The 14718-nt window shown below is 68.3% G+C and carries 13 protein-coding genes; 5 read left to right on the forward strand and 8 right to left on the reverse strand.

The window, feature by feature from the left end; translation table 11 throughout:
• Position 1 precedes the first annotated feature (1 nt).
• The 5 genes from E5P3_RS18505 to E5P3_RS18525 form a co-directional block, all read right to left on the reverse strand.
• Positions 2–1546: a malonate--CoA ligase gene (locus E5P3_RS18505; protein WP_162587303.1), complete on the reverse strand. Its 1545-nt coding sequence runs from the start codon at positions 1544–1546 to the stop codon at positions 2–4.
• A 12-nt stretch (positions 1547–1558) separates the two neighbouring features.
• Positions 1559–2320 (reverse strand): enoyl-CoA hydratase/isomerase family protein, encoded by a 762-nt coding sequence (locus tag E5P3_RS18510; RefSeq protein WP_162587304.1) that lies wholly within the window; start codon positions 2318–2320, stop codon positions 1559–1561.
• On the reverse strand, positions 2317–3306 hold the full coding sequence (locus E5P3_RS18515; RefSeq protein WP_162587305.1) for a Bug family tripartite tricarboxylate transporter substrate binding protein: 990 nt from the start codon (positions 3304–3306) through the stop codon (positions 2317–2319). The genes E5P3_RS18510 and E5P3_RS18515 overlap by 4 nt, the downstream gene beginning before the upstream one ends.
• Positions 3307–3379: 73 nt before the next feature.
• Complete coding sequence (locus tag E5P3_RS18520; RefSeq protein WP_162587306.1) at positions 3380–4843, reverse strand: malonyl-CoA decarboxylase; 1464 nt, start codon at positions 4841–4843, stop codon at positions 3380–3382.
• The gene (locus E5P3_RS18525) at positions 4840–5508 is read right to left on the reverse strand and encodes a GntR family transcriptional regulator (protein ID WP_162587307.1); all 669 of its coding nucleotides are present in this window, start codon (positions 5506–5508) and stop codon (positions 4840–4842) included. The genes E5P3_RS18520 and E5P3_RS18525 overlap by 4 nt, the downstream gene beginning before the upstream one ends.
• A 287-nt stretch (positions 5509–5795) precedes the next feature.
• Here E5P3_RS18525 and E5P3_RS18530 point away from each other — a divergent pair, with 287 nt between their 5' ends.
• Complete coding sequence (locus tag E5P3_RS18530; RefSeq protein WP_162587308.1) at positions 5796–7295, forward strand: hypothetical protein; 1500 nt, start codon at positions 5796–5798, stop codon at positions 7293–7295.
• A 64-nt stretch (positions 7296–7359) separates the two neighbouring features.
• On the opposite strand, the gene lgt is transcribed toward E5P3_RS18530, so the two are convergent.
• Positions 7360–8193, reverse strand: a complete 834-nt coding sequence (gene lgt / locus E5P3_RS18535; RefSeq protein WP_162587309.1) for a prolipoprotein diacylglyceryl transferase — start codon at positions 8191–8193, stop codon at positions 7360–7362.
• Between the two features lie 66 nt (positions 8194–8259).
• Positions 8260–9195, reverse strand: coding sequence for a LysR family transcriptional regulator (locus E5P3_RS18540; protein ID WP_162587310.1), 936 nt, complete (start codon positions 9193–9195; stop codon positions 8260–8262).
• 99 nt (positions 9196–9294) lie between these two features.
• Here E5P3_RS18540 and ilvD point away from each other — a divergent pair, with 99 nt between their 5' ends.
• The gene (gene ilvD / locus E5P3_RS18545; RefSeq protein ID WP_162587311.1) at positions 9295–10989 is read left to right on the forward strand and encodes a dihydroxy-acid dehydratase; all 1695 of its coding nucleotides are present in this window, start codon (positions 9295–9297) and stop codon (positions 10987–10989) included.
• A gap of 255 nt (positions 10990–11244) precedes the next feature.
• Positions 11245–12567, forward strand: a complete 1323-nt coding sequence (locus E5P3_RS18550) for a purine-cytosine permease family protein (RefSeq protein WP_162587312.1) — start codon at positions 11245–11247, stop codon at positions 12565–12567.
• Here E5P3_RS18550 and thiD read toward each other — a convergent pair.
• The gene (thiD, locus tag E5P3_RS18555; protein WP_162587313.1) at positions 12512–13357 is read right to left on the reverse strand and encodes a bifunctional hydroxymethylpyrimidine kinase/phosphomethylpyrimidine kinase; all 846 of its coding nucleotides are present in this window, start codon (positions 13355–13357) and stop codon (positions 12512–12514) included. The genes E5P3_RS18550 and thiD overlap by 56 nt on opposite strands.
• Before the next feature lie 50 nt (positions 13358–13407).
• On the opposite strand from thiD, the gene E5P3_RS18560 reads away from it, so the two are divergent.
• Together E5P3_RS18560 and thiS are read left to right on the forward strand one after the other, a co-directional pair.
• Entirely contained in the window at positions 13408–14514 is a 1107-nt protein-coding gene (locus E5P3_RS18560) for an FAD-dependent oxidoreductase (RefSeq protein ID WP_162587314.1), read from the forward strand.
• Positions 14511–14708: a sulfur carrier protein ThiS gene (gene thiS, locus E5P3_RS18565; protein WP_162587315.1), complete on the forward strand. Its 198-nt coding sequence runs from the start codon at positions 14511–14513 to the stop codon at positions 14706–14708. The genes E5P3_RS18560 and thiS overlap by 4 nt, the downstream gene beginning before the upstream one ends.
• The last annotated feature ends 10 nt before the right edge of the window (positions 14709–14718 follow it).

Genomic DNA, 14718 nt, shown 5'->3' on the forward strand with positions numbered 1-14718 from the left:
GCTACGCAGCCTCGAAAAGCCCCTTGTGCTGCTCCCGCAGCAGCGCCTTCTGCACCTTGCCCATGGTGTTGCGCGGCAGCTCGGGCACGATGAAGCAGCGCTTGGGAATCTTGAAGTTCGCCAGCCTGGCCTTGAGCTCGGCCACGATCGCGTCGCCGTCGAGCGCCGCACCGGGCTTGGGCGTGACGACCGCCACGCCCACCTCGCCGAAGTCCGGATGCGGCACGCCGATCACGGCGCTCTCGGCAACGCCCGGCATGTCGTTGATATAGCCCTCGATCTCGGCCGGGTACACGTTGTAGCCGCCGCTGATGATCAGGTCCTTGCTGCGGCCCACGATGGTGACGTAGCCCAGGTTGTCGATACGGCCTACATCGCCGGTCTTGAAGTAGCCGTCGGAGGTGAACTCCTCCTTGGTCTTCTCGGGCATGCGCCAGTAGCCCGCGAACACATTGGGACCCGCCACCTCGATGTGGCCGATCTCACCGGTGGGGCAAGGCTGGCCCGCGTCGTCCCGCACGCGCAGCTGCACGCCCGGCAGCGGAAAGCCCACGGTGCCGCCGCGCCGCTCGCCCTGCACCGCGCTGTAAGGGTTGGACGTGAGCATCACGGTCTCGCTCATGCCGTAGCGCTCGAGGATGGTGTGGCCCGTGCGCTCGCGCCAGGCCTCGAAGGTCTCGAGCAGCAGCGGCGCGGAGCCGGAGATGAAGAGCCGCATGCCGTTGCACGCCTCGCGCGTGAGCGTGGACTCGGCCAGCATGCGCGTGTACAGCGTGGGCACGCCCATGAACACCGTCGCATCGGGCAGCCGCGCCACCACGCGCTTCGGGTCGAAGCGGTTGAGCCAGATCATGCGGCTACCGCTGATCAGCGCGCCGTGGATGGCGACGAAGAGGCCGTGCACGTGGAAGATGGGCAGGGCATGGATCAGCACGTCGGCGCCCGGGCGCCAGCCCCAGTAGTCCTTCAGCACCTCGGCGTTCGACCGCAGGTTGCGGTGCGTGAGCATCGCGCCTTTGCTGCGGCCGGTGGTGCCGCTGGTGTAGAGGATCGCCGCCAGGTCGTCGGGCCTCTTCTGCGCCACGCGGTGCTGGTCGCTGCACTGCGCCGCGACCTCGAGCAGCGTGCCCTTGCGGTCGTCGTCGAGCGTGAACACGTGCCGCGTACCGGCCGCGGTGGCGAGCGGCGCCACCCAGCCGGCGTTGGCGCTGCTGCACACCACCACGGCAGGCTCGGCGTTGCCGAGGAAGTAGGTGATCTCCGCCTCGCGGTAGGCGGTGTTGAGCGGGAGGAACACGTAGCCCGCGCGCAGGGTCGCGAGGTAGAGCATCATGGCCTCGACCGACTTCTCGACCTGCACCGCGACGCGGTCGCCGGCCTTCAGGCCCATCGCATCGAGCAGGTTGGCGATCATCGCGCTGGCGCGTTCCAGGTCGCGCCAGGAGTAGTACAGGCCGTCGTCGGTCTCGACCGCGATGGCATCGAGGTCCGAGGGGAAGGCCGCACGCAGCGCGGCGAAGAGGTTGGCGTTGGTCGGGTCGGTCATGTCATCGGGCGTTCAAAAGACGGGCGGGCGCTTGGCCAGGAAGGCAGCGATGCCTTCGCGGTGCTCGGGCGAATCGGCATAGTCGTAGGCGGTGGCCAGCAGGCTTTCGGCGGAGATCGCCGCCAGCGTGCGCTTGTTGGCGCGGGCGGCCTCGGGCGCCAGCGCGGCAATGCGCCGGGCATGTGCCAGCGCCTTGGGGGCGACCTCCGCATCGGGCAGCGCGGCCAGCAGGAAGCCGGCATCGCAGAGGCGCTGCGCGCCGTGCACGCTCGCGGCCAGCAGCATGTCGCGCGCCAGCGTGTCGCCGACGGCGCCCCGCACCAGGGCCGCCTCGCGCGGCGCCATCGGGAAGCCCAGCTTCGCGATCGGGGCGCCGAACTTCGCGCCCTGGCCGGCGAGGCGGATGTCGCAGCAGCTCGCGATCTCCAGGCCTGCGCCCATGCAGGCGCCCTCGATCTGCGCGACCAGCGGCAGCTCGCAGGCCAGCATGGCCGCCAGCGCGGCCCAGACCTCGTTCTCGTGGAATTCGCGCAGCGAGGCTTCGTCGAAGCGGAAGGACGGGTACTCGGAGATGTCGCCGCCGGCGCAGAACTGGCCCTCCTCGCCGCGCACGACCACGCAGCGCAGCGAGCCGTCGTGCGCCAGCGCCTGGTCGAACACGGCGCGCAGATCGCGCCACATTGCGCGCGACATCGCGTTGAGCCGCCCCGGATTCGCGAGCGTGACGAAGGCGATCGGGCCCTCGCGCTCCAGCCTGACGGCCCCCTGCTTCATTCGATCTTCGCGCCCGAGGCCTTGACCACGCCGGCCCAGCGCTTGATCTCGGAGCTCACGAAGCCGCCGTAGGCCGTGGTGACGAGGTTCGGGATCTCGGCGCCGTTGCTGGCCCAGATCGCCTTGAGCTCGTCGGTGGCCAGCGCCTTGCGCATGTCCTCCACGATCCTGGTTTGCACCTCGGCCGGGGTGCCCTTGGGCGCCCAAAGGCCGTACCAGGTGGTGACGGTGTAGTCCGGCAGGCCCACCTCGGATGCGCTGGGCACGTCGGGGAAGGCGGGGTTGCGCTTGCCGCCCGCCATCATCAGCGCCTTGATGCGGCCGGCCTTGATGTGCTGCGCAGAGGAGCCCAGGCCATCGAACATGCAGTCCACATTGCCGGCGATCAGGTCCTGCAGCGCCGGGCCCGCGCCGCGGTAGGGGATGTGGGTGATGAAGGTGTTGGTCTGCAGCTTGAAGAGCTCGCCGGCCAAGTGGTGCGAGGTGCCGGCGCCGGCCGAGGCGTAGTTGAGCTTGCCGGGGTTTCTCTTGGCCTCGGCGACGAATTCCTTCAGCGTCGTGGCCGACACGCGCTTGGGGTTGATCACCACCACCTGCGGCACGCTCGCAAGGAGCATCAGCGGCACGAAGTCCTTCTCGATGTCGTACTCGAGCTTGGGATAAACGGACGGCGCGATCGCGTGATGCACGGCGCCCATGAAGAGCGTGTAGCCATCAGGCTGTGCCTTGGCCGCGATGCTCGCGCCCAGGGTGCCGCCGGCGCCGCCGCGGTTGTCGATCACCAGCGACTGGCCGGTGACCTTCGAGAACTGGGCCGCGAGCGGCCGCGCGAAGGCATCGGTGCCCCCGCCCGCGGGAAACGGCACCACCAGCGTCACCGGCTTGGCCGGCCAGGCCGATTGCCCGTACGCCGCGCCGCCGAGCGTGACGGCGGCGCCCGCCGCGGCCAGGCGCAGAACGTCGCGCCGCTGAAAGGTTGAGCTCATTGCTGTGTCTCCTGTAGTTTTGACTGCGAATGCGCCGGGGCCCACGGCGCGCCACTGTTGGCCCCTCCAGGGATCAACCCTTGAGAAAGAGATCGTCCACGTCGCCCGACACCGCCACCTTGCCCTGCGCGAGCAGGGCGCGGTGCTTGTCGAGCCGCTTGAGATCGTAGAGGTAGTTGACCATGAGCCCGTAGGACTGCTTCAGGCCCTTGGGCGAGGGATCGCCGGCCCAGTTGAGGCGCTCCACGCGCGCGCCGTTGCCCAGGTGGAAGCGGGCCACCGGATCGACCGGCTTGCCCTCGGCAGTTGCGCGCCCGAGGTACTCGGCGGCGGCATTCATCAGCAGCTGGCGCACGGGCGACCTGGCGTCGAGCGCACTCGCCTCCTCCGCCGCGGCGAGCACGCGCTCGGCCGTGGGCGGCAGCGAGCCGACCACGCGGCCCAGCTCGGTCTGGCGCTTCTCATCCAGGCGACCGAGCAGCGCGCCGGCATTCTTCGACAGCCAGCCGCGAAAGCCGGGGATCGGAGACAGCGTGGCAAAGGTCTTGAGCCGCGGCAGCTCGGCCTGGAGCGTCTCGACCACCCGCTTGATCAGCGAATCGCCGAAGCTCACGCCGCGCAGGCCGTCCTGCGTGTTGCTGATCGAATAGAAGATGGCGGTGGTGGCGCGATCGGCCTTGACCGGCGCGGCCGCCTCGTCGAGCAGCGGCTCGATGCCCTCGCTGATGTGGTCGACCAGCGCCACCTCGACGAAGATCAGCGGCGTGTTGGGCAGGCGCGGATGGAAGAAGCCGTAGCAGCGGCGGTCGCTGTCGAGCCGGTTCTTGACGTCGGCCCAGCTCTTGATGTCGTGCACCGCCTCGTACTGGATCAGCTTCTCGATCAGCGAGGCCGGCGAGTCCCAGCTGATGCGCCGCAGGTCCAGGAAGGCGACGTCGAACCAGGTCGAGAACAGGTGCTCGAGCTCGGCGTCGAGCGGCAGCAGGCGGCGGTCGCCCTTGAGGTGCGGCAGCAGCTGCGCGCGCAGGTCCACCAGGAAGCGCATGCCCTCCGGCTCGATGGCGAAGCGCTGCAACAGGCGCAGGCGTGGCGAGACCAGGGCTCGCCGCAGGTGCAACTGGGCCTGGGGCTCTTCGGCCGTGCCCATGGAGGCCTGGTGGCGGTCGCGCGCCGTGCTGACCTTGCTCAGGTCGGGGGCAAAGCACTCGCTCATGAGCAGCCAGACGTCGCGCCGCTCGTCGAGCTCGCGACCGGCATACCACTGGACCACGGCATGGGCGCGGCGGCCGGCCTCGACCTCGCTGACGCGCGGATCGATCACCGCCTGCAGCTCGCCCAGCGCGCGCCGCAGCGCACGCGGCGCCAGCCCCTCGCCGGGGCGGCGCAGCGTGGCCTCGAGCCGCTCGGCCAGCGGGCGCGGGCCGGCGCTGGCGGCCTTGGGCGCCTTGGCGCTGGCGGCCTTCTTGCCCTCGGCATCAGGGCCCGGGCGCAGCCGGGAGACGTTGCGCGTGATCCAGTCGGAGGCATTGGTGATCATGAAATCAGCTTCGCTTTCTGTTGCGCGGCGACAGCCCGCAGGGCTTCGCGCTGGCGGTTCAGGTGGGTGCGCATGGCAGCCTCGGCACCGTCGCTGTCGCGCGCCTTGAGCGCGGCGAACACGGCCAGGTGTTCCGAAAGGCTTTGCTCGAGCCTACCCGGCGCATGCAATTGCTGCAGGCGCGCGAGTTTGAGGATCTTGCGCAGGTCGCCGATGACCTGGGCCAGCCAGCGGTTGTCGGCCAGCATGATGATGGCCTCGTGGATCGCGTAGTTGGTGGCGTAGTACTCGTTGATGCGCTTCGCGCGGGCATGGCGGGCCAGCTTGTCGTGCAGCGCCTCCAGCGCCGCCAGCTCGGCATCGCTGGCGTTGCGCGCCGCCTGCCAGGCGCAGCGCCCTTCGAGCAGCGCGATGACCGGGAAGATGTCGTCCAGGTCCTTCTGCGTGACCTCGGCCACGAAGCAGCCGCGCCGCGGCTCGTGGCGCAGCAGGCCCTCGGCCGTCAGCACCTTGAGGGCCTCGCGCAAGGGCGTGCGCGAGATCGACAGGCGCTCGCACAGCGCAGCCTCGTCGACGAAGCTGCCCGGCGCCAGGGTGCCCGCGAAGATCTCCTCGCGCAGGGTGGCGGCGACTTCGTCGTGCAGGGAGTTGTGGACGATTCGCATGGCTGTTGTTGTACCAGGTTCCAGGCGCTGTGATTATCGGTAATTACGCGTAATTACAAGAATGGGCAACCATGGGGGCAGCGGGCCTATCCCTATTCTGGGAGGGGTCGAGCCAACGGCGGCGGTGCTCTCGATGTCGCTCGCCGTCCGCGCGTTCGATCGTGGCTCGTGAATATGGCCCGAGGCCGCAGCGCGGAACCTTGCGCGCGCCGCCGTCACACACTGTGTCGCCTCCATCCGCAGGCGACGCCTTCAACGTCCGCAACAAGCAGAGAAAAAAGAGCGTCATGCACATCAGAACTACCGGCAGCCCCTCCCCTTACGCCTACCAACCTTTGCCTTCCGAGGACTGGAGGGAGAGCGTTGCCAGGCTTTCGCCCTCCGAGCTGTCTGATGAATCCAATGCACTGGTCCGCAAGCTTGTCCAGAACTCAAACTACATCCCAACCCACGCTGAGCTGAACCCCCTGATCGTTGATTGCATGTTCCGTGGGAGGGTCCAGGCGCTAAACAATATGCTGGCGCAGCTACCCCTCGACACGCTCCACATCACCAGGCCGGCCGACGAACGCGCCTGGCAGACATTGCTGGAGGCAATGCCAGCTTCCTGCCCGATCCAACACGTGGTCCTGTTCGGGCAACGATTCGACGAGGCCAGCACACTTGGACTGTTCCAGGCCTTGGGTGGAATGCCCGACCTGCACTCCGTGCGCTTCGAATGGTGCAACGTCACATTCCGGGCACTGCTCAATCCACCGTCTTGCCCTCCCTTGCTCGAGATGCGGAACTTGTACGTCAGCAATACGGACAACCCTGAGATCCTGGTGCTCGGGATCCTCAACGCCTCTCCAAATCTGGGCAAGCTCCACCTTGACTTCAGCCCTGGCATAGCCGACAAGAAGTACGCCAAGACGCTCGCCGACAGCCACGCCTCCACGCTCCACACGCTGACGCTCAGAGCCTTGCGAGATGAACAACACGTCGCGCACTACACCGCCCTGATGAAGAAATCAACAGCGCTCACGCACTTGGATTTGTCCATGAACGACCTGAGCTCATCCACCTGCCAGCTCCTGAAGGAGGCGGCGCTGAGCAGCCAAACCGGGTTGACCAGCCTGTCGCTTGCAGGCTGCTGGCCGCAAATGCCTGATGATAAATTTGATTGGGAGCAAGTCGCAGGGCTCGTCAGCCTAAAGAGCCTTGTCAGTCTCGATCTCTCGGGCAACGAATTTCCCTCGTCGATGAAGCCAGTGTTGTTGGCAATATCGGATCACCCAAGCCTTCAGTCTCTCAACCTCTGCGACGTCACCATGAGCGCGGAGCTGATCACCGAAGGACTGTCTGTCATTCTGGAGAAAAACAAGACGCTCATTTCTCTGCAATTGCCGAATTTGAAAGACAGCGACTTAGGGCCCTTGATCAAGGCCATGAAGTCGAACTACTCGCTGCAATCCTTGTCCATCGGGGCCATGGAGCCGTGGCTCTCCAAGCTATCAGCGGAGGCTCGTCAGCTCTATCCGAACTATCTGGCTCTCATGGAGATCATCGCGCTCAACCAGAGGGCCCGGGAGGTCGCGCTCGTGGAAGGCGGCATGCGGGCAGTGCTGGGCGGCATGGTGCGCATCAATCCAGCGCTTGTTCCGCTCGACATCGCTCGCTATGCAGCTCAGCATGTGGTCGTCGAGGGGCGTGACAACAGCAACGAAGTGATGGCGTTGACCCTCCTCGGCGAGCACGCGCACAAGGAAGGCTTGGACGCACTGAAGCGCCTTCAAGAAAAGAAGTAAGCCGGGCGTACAGCGATCTTCATTTCAGTGATGGCGGCCGCCTCCGCCGCGCCTTTTCGCGCGTTCAGCCCGGTCGACGCACTTCGTAGGCTGGCTGCGCCGCAGGCGCGCTGGCATAGAGCCACATGCCGAACAGGATCATCGGCACGCACAGCCACTGCCCCATGCTCATGTTGAGCGCCAGCAGGCCCAGGAAGTCGTCCGGCTCGCGGAAGAACTCCGCGACGAAGCGCATCACCCCGTAGCCGATCAGGAACACCGCGGAGACGCGACGCTCGCGCCGCTCCTTGCGTGCATACAACCAGAGGATCACGAAGAGCAGCAGCCCCTCGAGCAGGAACTGGTAGACCTGCGACGGATGGCGCGGCAGCATCGAGCCGCTCTGCGGGAACACCATGCCCCAAGGCAGATCGGGGCTGCTGAAGCGCCCCCACAGTTCGCCGTTGATGAAGTTGCCGACCCGGCCCGCAGCCAGCCCGGTGGGCACGCAGGGTGCGACGAAATCCATCACCTGCCAGAACGGCCGCGAACGTGAGCGCGCGAACCAGCCCATCGCCGCGATCACGCCGATCAGCCCGCCGTGGAAGCTCATGCCGCCCTGCCAGACGAAGAAGATCTCCAGCGGGTGCGTGAGGTAGTAGCCGGGCTTGTAGAACAGGCAATAGCCCAGCCGCCCGCCGACAATCACGCCCATCACGCCGAGGAAGAGGATGTCCTCCAGGTCCTTTCGCGTCCAGGCCCCGGGCCCCGTGATGGAGCGGAAGGGTTCGTGCCGCAGCCGGCGCATGCCGAGGAAATAGAAGAGCGCAAAGGCGGCCAGGTAGGTCAGGCCGTACCAGTGGATGGCGACGGGCCCGAGCTGCAAGGCCACGGGGTCGATCTGGGGGTACATCAGCATCGGGCTATTGTGCCGCGCGGTATTTGCGCGCCTGCGGCAGTGGCGACCGCACCCGTGGGGTCATTGTCATGGCTCGCCATTCGCGGCGATGAACTGCACGAAGCGCGCGAGCGCCGGATTGGCGCCGGCGGCGGGCCAGACCAGACTGGTCTCGCAGTCCGGCAGCACGGGCGCCCGGCGCCGCGCTGCCGGCGCGAACTCGGCCGCCGCGCGGTAGACCACGCCTGCACGCCGGAACTGCGTCACGCTCTTGGGCACCCACGCCAGCCCCAGGCCGCCCCAGACCAGGTTGACGATGGTCTGCATCTGGATCGCCTCCTGCGCCACCTCCGGCGCGCGACCGGCCGCGTGATAGAGCCCGAAGATCGCGTCGTGCAGAGAGGGCACGATGCGGCGCGGGAAGATCACCAGCGGCTCGGCCAGCGCCTCCGCCAGCGGCAGCTCCGGGCGGCGCGCGAGCGGATGCCGCGCCGGCAGCGCCAGCACCAGCGGCTCTTGCGACACCGGCAGCCGCTCCAGCCCCGGCGGCGCGAAGCCAGGCGAATGCAGCATCAGCCCGGCATCGATCTCGCCGCGCGCGAAGGCCTCCAGTTGCACGTCTCCGGTGGCCTCGACCAGCTCCAGCGCGACCTGGGGGCATTGCAGGCGGAACTCGCGCACCCAGGCCGGCAGGCGCTCGAAGCCGATGGTCGAGACGAAGGCCAGCCGCACCCGCCCCAGTTCGCCGGCCGCCGCGGCCTTCGCGCGCCCGGGCAGCGCCTGCGCGCGTGCCAGCAGTTCCCGCACCTCGGGCAGCAGCGCCTCGCCGGCCGGCGTGAGCGCGACGCGGCGGCGCGTGCGGTCGAAGAGCATGACGCCCAGCGTCTTCTCCAACTGCGCGATCGCCTGCGTGACCGGCGGCTGCGTCAGGTGCAGGCGCTGCGCCGCGCGCCCGAAGTGCAGCTCCTCGGCGACGGCGAGGAACTGGCGCCAGGCGCGCAGCTCGATGGAGGCTTCTCTCATAGGCCGAGCATATCAATGGGCCTTGAAAATCGGATTGGAAGCAATCAGTCAATCGTCCGATACTTGCATTCCCCCCGATTCCCCACGAGCAGAGACACGATGGACACCAAGACTATCCAGATCAACCGCCGCAGCGCCAACATCGTCGAAGGCAAGTCGCGCGCGCCCAACCGCTCCATGTTCTACGCGATGGGCTACGAGGAAGGCGATTTCAAGAAGCCGATGGTCGGCGTGGCCAACGGCCACAGCACCATCACCCCCTGCAACTCGGGCCTGCAGAAACTGGCCGATGCCGCCATCGCCGGCATCGAGGAAGCCGGCGGCAACGCGCAGGTCTTCGGCACGCCCACGATCTCCGACGGGATGGCCATGGGCACCGAAGGCATGAAATACTCGCTGGTGAGCCGCGAGGTGATCTCCGACTGCATCGAGACCTGCGTCGGCGGCCAGTGGATGGACGGCGTGCTGGTGGTCGGCGGCTGTGACAAGAACATGCCCGGCGGCCTGATGGGCATGCTGCGCGCCAACGTGCCGGCCATCTACGTCTACGGCGGCACCATCCTGCCGGGCAGGTACAAGGGCCAGGACCTGAACATCGTGAGCGTGTTCGAGGCCGTCGGCCAGAACGCCGCCGGCAACATGAGCGACGAGGACCTGAAGGAAATCGAGAAGCGCGCCATCCCCGGCACCGGCTCCTGCGGCGGCATGTACACGGCCAACACCATGAGCTCGGCCTTCGAGGCACTGGGCATCTCGCTACCCTACTCCTCCACCATGGCCAACCCGCATGAGGAGAAGGCCAACTCGGCCAAGGAATCGGCCAAGGTGCTGATCGAGGCGATCAGGAAGGACATCAAGCCGCGCGACATCGTGACGAAGCAGGCCATCGAGAATGCGGTGGCGGTGATCATGGCCACCGGCGGCTCGACCAACGCGGTGCTGCACTTCCTGGCCATCGCGCACGCGGCCGGCGTGGAGTGGTCCATCGACGACTTCGAGCGCATGCGCAAGAAGGTGCCGGTACTCTGCGACCTCAAGCCCAGCGGCAAGTACCTGGCCGTCGACCTGCACAAGGCCGGCGGCATCCCGCAGGTCATGAAGATCCTGCTGAACGCGGGCCTGCTGCACGGCGACTGCATCACCATCACCGGCCAGACCATCGCCGAAGTGCTGAAGGACGTGCCGGACCAGCCGCGCGCCGACCAGGACGTGATCCGCCCCATCACGAACCCGATGTACGCCGAAGGCCACCTCGCCATCCTCAAGGGCAACCTGTCGCCCGAGGGCGCGGTGGCCAAGATCACCGGCCTGAAGAACCCGGTCATCACCGGCCCGGCGCGCGTCTTCGACGACGAGCAGTCTGCCCTGCAGGCCATCCTCGACGGCAAGATCGTGGCCGGCGACGTGATGGTGCTGCGCTACCTCGGCCCCAAGGGCGGCCCCGGCATGCCAGAGATGCTTGCGCCCACCGGCGCGCTGATCGGCGCCGGCCTCGGCGAGAGCGTGGGCCTGATCACCGACGGCCGCTTCTCGGGCGGCACCTGGGGCATGGTGGTCGGCCACGTGGCGCCCGAAGCGGCGGCCGGCGGGACCATTGCCTTCGTCAAGGAGGGCGATTCCATCACCATCGACGCGCATCAGCTGAAGCTGGAACTCAATGTGCCCGAGGCCGAGATCGCGAAGCGCCGCGAGGGTTGGAAGGCGCCGGCGCCGCGCTACACGCGCGGGGTGCAGGCGAAGTTCGCCTTCAACGCCTCGAGCGCGAGTTCGGGGGCGGTGCTCGACAAGTTCTGATCCGGACCCTGGCGACAGGCCTACGGGCCTACAATGGCCCACGCTTCGCCAGACTGACTGAAGCAACGCTAGGGGTGCCAGCCCGCGGCCCATGGGTCGCAGGCCGGCTGAGAGAGTCCCTTTGAACCTGACTGAGGTAATCCTCGCGCAGGGAAGCTGGTCCGGCGGCCGCCGCGTCTTTGTCTCCTCTCGCGCGGTTGGTCTTGCCGCCGTGGCCTCGCCCACCTGCCAAACACTTTGCAATGGAGCAAATGGATGGCAATCACTTCCGCCGAAACCAATGAAGCGCTGACGCCGCTCGCCGCGAGCAGCCGCGTGTTCCGCTGGCACGACCACCTGTCGCTGTGGTTCAGCCTCGGCGTCGGCCTGCTGGTGATGCAGATCGGCGCCTACCTGGTGCCGGCGGTCGGCACGCGCGACGCCCTGCTCGCGATCGTGCTGGGCTCGTGCATCGGGGCCGCCCTGCTGGCCTGGACCGCACGCCTGGGCTGCGAAAGCGGCCTGGCCAGCGCCGGGCTCATGCACGCGACCTACGGCAGCGCCTTCGCGCGGCTGCCGGTGGTGCTCAACATCGTGCAGCTGATCGGCTGGACCACCTTCGAGCTCGTGATCATGCGCGAGGGCACGCAGGCCATCGGCAAGCAGGCCTTCGGCTGGTCGCTCGAGGGCGGCCTCGGCGGCGTGTTGACCACGCTGCTGTGGGGGGCAGTGCTGCTCGCGCTGCTGGCCGGCTCCATGGTCAAGCTGGTGCGGCGCTTCGTCAGCCGCTTCGGCTTGCCGCTGGTGCTGCTGTCGCTGCTGTGGCTCAGCTGGCAGTTCGCGGCCCAGCTGCAGGCCAAGGGTCTGGAGGCCTTCTGGTCGCGCCCGGGCAACGGCAGCATGGGCCTGTTCAGCGCACTCGACCTGGTGATCGCCATGCCCGTCTCCTGGCTGCCGCTGGTGGCCGACTACGCACGCCACGGCAAACGCAGCTCGGGCGGCCTGGGCAGCGCCTTCTCCGGCACCTGGGTGGGCTATGCGCTCGCCAACATCTGGTGCTATGGCCTGGGCGTGATGGTAGCGAGCGCGGCCGAGCCGGGCAGCAACCTGGTGACGGCCCTGCTGCTGGCGCAGGGCGGGCTGGTGGCGCTGGGCCTCATCCTCATCGACGAGCTCGACAACGCCTACGGCGACGTCTATTCGGGTTCGGTATCGGCCCACAGCCTGAAGCCGCGCTGGAGCGTGAAGCGCTGGGGCCTGGCGCTGGCCGTGGTGTGCATCGGCTTTGCGCTGGTGCTGCCGATGCACACGCTGGAGCCCTTCCTGCTGCTGCTGAGCTCGGTCTTCGTGCCGCTCTACGGCGTAATCCTCGGCCGGCTGGGCACCGGCGAGGCGCCCGCCAGCTCAGGCACGCGCCGCGTCGACCTCGGCGCCGCGCTGATCTGGATCGCAGGCGTCGCGGTCTACCACGGCTGCGCCAAGTGGGCGCCCCAGCTCGGCTCCGCCCTGCCCACGCTGGCCTTCACCTTCGTGCTGGCTTGGCTCACGCGCCAGGCAGCGGCAGGCGGACCGTCGGCACTGGCGCAAAGCCGTGGTTGAGCGGTCCATGGCCCGCGCCGATCTTCACATGAGCACCGGCCGCCATCGCGGCCACGACGTAGCCGCGCGCGCGTTCGACCGCCTCCGGCAGCGCGTAGCCCAGCGCCAGGTACGCGGCAATGGCCGAGGACAGGGTGCAGCCCGTGCCGTGCAGGTTGCGGCTTGCGATGCGCTCGGACGAAAGACGCAGCCGCTCGCCGCCGGCCTCGGCCAGCAGGTCTACCACATCGTTGCCCGGCAGGTGGCCGCCCTTGAGCAGCACAGCGCGCGCGCCCAACGCAAGCAGTTCGCTCGCCGCATCATCGAGCGCGTCGACGCCATCGATGGCACGACCGATCAGCAGCGCCGCCTCGTCCAGGTTGGGCGTGACCACGGTTGCGCGCGGGAACAGCTCGCGCACCAGCACCTGCACCGTCTCGGCGGCGATCAGCCGGTCGCCGCTGGTAGCGACCATCACCGGGTCGAGCACCACCTTGTCGAGTCTGTAGTGGTCGATGGCCCAGGCCACCACCTCCACCACCTCGGGCGCATGCAGCATGCCGAGCTTGACCGCATCGACACCGATGTCCTCCACCACCGCCTGGATCTGCGCCTTGAGGAACTCCGGCGGCACGCCGTGGATGCCGGAGACGCCCAGCGTGTTCTGCGCGGTCAGCGCGGTGATCGCCGTCATGCCATAGCAGCCCAGGGCCGAGAAGGTCTTGAGATCGGCCTGGATGCCGGCGCCGCCGCCGCTGTCGGAACCGGCGATGGACAGCACGCGGGCATAACGGGAAGTTGCTTGGGTCATGCCGAAAATTATGGTCCACGCCATCGCGGACCCCGCCGGAGGACGTGCAGATGACCGCGTGCAGCGCCCTTCCTTTCACCTCGGCCGCGATCCTCGGCGCCGGGCTCATGGGCCGGCTGCTGGCGCTGGCCCTGGCGCGTGCGGGCTGCCGCGTCGAGCTCTTCGACGCCGGCGGTCCGCAGGCCGATGGCGCAGCCGCGCGCGTCGCCGCCGCCATGCTGGCCCCGCTGGCCGAATCGGCCGTGGCGCCGCCTTCGGTGGTGCGCATGGGTCACTACGCGCTGACGCGCTGGCCCGAACTGCTGGGCGAGCTGGCGCAGCCGGTGTTCTTCCAGCGCGAAGGCACCCTGGTGCTGTGGCACCGGCAGGACGCGGCCGAGGCTGCGCGGCTGGCGCGCGTACTGGCGCGAACCGTCGAGCAGGTGCCCGAATTGCCGGCGATGCGCACGCTGGATGCGGCCGGGATCGCCGCCCTGGAACCCGCGCTGGGGCGCCGCTTCGTGCAGGGCCTGCTGCTGCCGGAAGAAGGCCAGCTGGACAACCGCGAACTGCTCGCGGCCCTGCTCGCCGCGCTGGAGGCCCTGTCGAACGTCCAGCTGCATTGGCACGCGCCGCGCAGCCTGGATGATTTCCGGCCCGCCGAGGGCGAGCGCGTCATCGACTGCCGGGGCCTCGGCGCCCAGCCGCAATGGAGCGCGCTGCGCGGCGTACGCGGCGAGGTGATCCGCGTGCATGCGCCCGAGGTGGCGCTGACGCGGCCCACGCGCCTGGTGCATCCGCGCTACCCGCTCTACATCGCGCCCAAGCCGAACCGGGTGTTCGTCATCGGCGCCACCGAGATCGAGTCCGAGGACATGTCGCCGGCCAGCGTGCGCTCGACGCTGGAGCTGCTGAGCGCGGCCTATGCGGTGCACAGCGGCTTTGCCGAAGCGCGCATCCTCGAGATCGCGACCCAGTGCCGCCCGACGCTGCCCGACAACCTGCCGGCCTTTCGCCAGCCTCGCGCACGCGTGATGCAGATCAACGGCCTCTACCGCCACGGCTTCATGATTGCGCCAGCCATGCTCGACGTTGCGCTGGAACTGCTGCGCGAAGGCGGCTCGGCGCTGGCAGAACGCTTCGCGCTGGCACCCGGCCTGGAGCCCATCGCACCATGAACATCCTGATCAACGACAGTCCCAAGACCTTGCCCGAGGGCGCCACGCTGGCCGACGCCATCGCCCTGATCGAGGCGAAGCCGCCTTTTGCCGCCGCGGTGAATCGCGAGTTCGTGCCGCGCTCGAACTACGCATCGCACGCCCTGAATCCCGACGACCGCATCGAAGTGATCCGCCCCGTGACGGGCGGCTGAACCGGAGACA

This window comes from Variovorax sp. RA8 (assembly GCF_901827175.1).
Classification (GTDB): Bacteria; Pseudomonadota; Gammaproteobacteria; order Burkholderiales; family Burkholderiaceae_C; genus Variovorax.

Bases quoted from the DNA above. Each gene is read 5' to 3' on its own strand.
- E5P3_RS18540 (WP_162587310.1), bottom strand. From the start codon at position 9,195: ATGAGAGAAGCCTCCATCGAGCTGCGCGCCTGGCGCCAGTTCCTCGCC.
- lgt (WP_162587309.1), bottom strand. From the start codon at position 8,193: ATGCTGATGTACCCCCAGATCGACCCCGTGGCCTTGCAGCTCGGGCCC.
- E5P3_RS18515 (WP_162587305.1), bottom strand. From the start codon at position 3,306: ATGAGCTCAACCTTTCAGCGGCGCGACGTTCTGCGCCTGGCCGCGGCG.
- E5P3_RS18525 (WP_162587307.1), bottom strand. From the start codon at position 5,508: ATGCGAATCGTCCACAACTCCCTGCACGACGAAGTCGCCGCCACCCTG.
- ilvD (WP_162587311.1), top strand. From the start codon at position 9,295: ATGGACACCAAGACTATCCAGATCAACCGCCGCAGCGCCAACATCGTC.
- thiS (WP_162587315.1), top strand. From the start codon at position 14,511: ATGAACATCCTGATCAACGACAGTCCCAAGACCTTGCCCGAGGGCGCC.
- E5P3_RS18530 (WP_162587308.1), top strand. From the start codon at position 5,796: ATGCACATCAGAACTACCGGCAGCCCCTCCCCTTACGCCTACCAACCT.
- E5P3_RS18550 (WP_162587312.1), top strand. From the start codon at position 11,245: ATGGCAATCACTTCCGCCGAAACCAATGAAGCGCTGACGCCGCTCGCC.
- E5P3_RS18560 (WP_162587314.1), top strand. From the start codon at position 13,408: ATGACCGCGTGCAGCGCCCTTCCTTTCACCTCGGCCGCGATCCTCGGC.
- E5P3_RS18505 (WP_162587303.1), bottom strand. From the start codon at position 1,546: ATGACCGACCCGACCAACGCCAACCTCTTCGCCGCGCTGCGTGCGGCC.
- E5P3_RS18520 (WP_162587306.1), bottom strand. From the start codon at position 4,843: ATGATCACCAATGCCTCCGACTGGATCACGCGCAACGTCTCCCGGCTG.
- E5P3_RS18510 (WP_162587304.1), bottom strand. From the start codon at position 2,320: ATGAAGCAGGGGGCCGTCAGGCTGGAGCGCGAGGGCCCGATCGCCTTC.
- thiD (WP_162587313.1), bottom strand. From the start codon at position 13,357: ATGACCCAAGCAACTTCCCGTTATGCCCGCGTGCTGTCCATCGCCGGT.